This is a genomic window from Mycobacterium sp. TH-M11 (assembly GCF_057473725.1).
Map to the genome: position 1 here is coordinate 1 of NZ_JBYCLD010000269.1, position 1,824 is coordinate 1,824.

The 1,824-nt window shown below is 66.2% G+C and carries 2 protein-coding genes; both read right to left on the minus strand.

Going from position 1 to position 1,824, the window contains the following annotated elements:
* Nucleotides 1-1,461, minus strand: a 1,461-nt coding sequence (locus tag AC2VOG_RS11020) for a serine/threonine-protein kinase (protein ID WP_486939932.1), incomplete at its 3' end; no start/stop codon positions are given.
* Between the two features lie 253 nt (nt 1,462-1,714).
* Nucleotides 1,715-1,824 (minus strand): hypothetical protein (locus tag AC2VOG_RS11025; protein ID WP_486939933.1); only part of this gene is annotated, 110 nt, incomplete at its 5' end.

The window sequence follows — 1,824 nt, forward strand, 5'->3', positions numbered from 1 at the left end:
CAACCTCACCACCCGGTTGTTGAAATCACTCACATACACGGTCCCCGCCGAATCCACCGCCAACCCCTGCGGCTGGTAAAGACCGTTGAACGGCAGCACTGTCGGGGTGCTCGATCCCGGCGCCAACTTCACCACCTTGCCGTACATGCTCTCACTGGTGATGTACACATCGCCGTCGGTATCGAGCGCGACTCCGCTCGGCGAAAGGCGAAAGTCGATGCCTTCGAAGGGCAGTACGGTCTGTCCGGACGCCGACGGCGACGACTGCGTTCCCCGAGTTACCAGATATCCCGCGACCGCGACGACAGCGACGATGATGAACACCCCAGCGCCGACCAGGAGCCGCTTACGTTTGTCGCCGGACCGGGGCGGCGCACTGAAGTCCGGTGATGGCCCCGCCGGACTGCCGGAGGCCGCCGCGGGCCGAGCACTCCCGCTGTCACCGCTGGTGACAGGGGGCGGCACCCACGACGACTCGGTTGGCGGGTTTGGCGTTCGCGACCACGCCCTTGCCTGGGTTGCGGCCCACTGATCGGTGTCCGACGGCACCGATTTGATCTCTGCCTCGGCGGCGCCCGCCGGTGACAGCGCTTCTTCACCGTGCCGCTGGATCCAGACGGCCTGGTGTTGCTCGGCGGTGCCTAGTGCGTCGAGGGCGGCGTCGGCCATTTCACCGGCGCTGCGATAACGCTCGTCCGGGTTTTTGGCCATGCCTTTGGCAATCACCTGATCTAAAGCCGCCGGAACCAGCCCAGGTCGCAGTTGGCTGGGCCGCGGCGCAGGCTGCATCAAGTGCGCCGCGACCCACCGTTCGACGCTGTCGGCCCGATACGGCGGCGATCCGGTCAAACACTCGGCCAACACGCAGGCCAGCGCATAGATATCGGCCCGATAGGTGACCTCGTCGCCGGTGAACCGCTCCGGAGCCATGTAGCGGTAGGTTCCCATCGCCGTCCCGTTCTGGGTCAGCCCCGGATCGGCGGCCGCGCGAGCGATCCCGAAATCCACCAGGTAAGCGAAATCGTCACGAGTGATCAGGATGTTCTCCGGTTTGACATCGCGATGCGTCACCCCCGCAGCGTGCGCGGCGTCCAGCGCGGCGGCGACCTGCCGAATAATCGCCACAGCCCGCGGGCAACTCATTGGCCCGGTGCGCCGCAACACTGCGGACAAGTCGGTGCCATCGACCAGCCGCATCTCCACGTACAGCTTCCCGTCGATCTCGCCGTAGTCATGGATCGGCACCACATGCGGTTCGGTCAGCCGACCCGCGGCATCGGCTTCTCGCAGCATCCGTGCGCGGAACATCGGGTCGCCGGAGAATTGCGGCGAGATCAGCTTCAACGCCACCATCCGGCGCTTACGGGTGTCCTCGGCCGCATAGACCTCACCCATGCCGCCGCGGCCCAACAGCCGCAGCAGCCGATAGGGCCCAACCCAGGGCCCCGGACCGCTACTCACCGTCGGCGTCCCGCCGTCCACAGCGGGCCGCGACTCCCGACTCGCACGTCCTCACCTCGGGAGCTACCCCACGCCGGGTGGATTTCTGATGGCTAACCACCGCTGAATTCTATGCGGCGGCACCGACAAGGTCTGTATCGCCTGGAGGGTCGGACGGACTATTTCTCGGGTGGAAGCCGAGGCGGGTATTAGAACGGATCGATCTGGGCCCACCCCGTGGGCCCGCGACAGATTGCAGTGCGAATAGACGCGATCAGCCCTGCGCCAGCTTGACGACCCTGTCGTTGCCGCGGTCGGCGACGTAGATGTTTCTGTTCGTGTCCACCGCCACCGCCAGCGGGGTGTTGAGGCCGGTGAACGGCA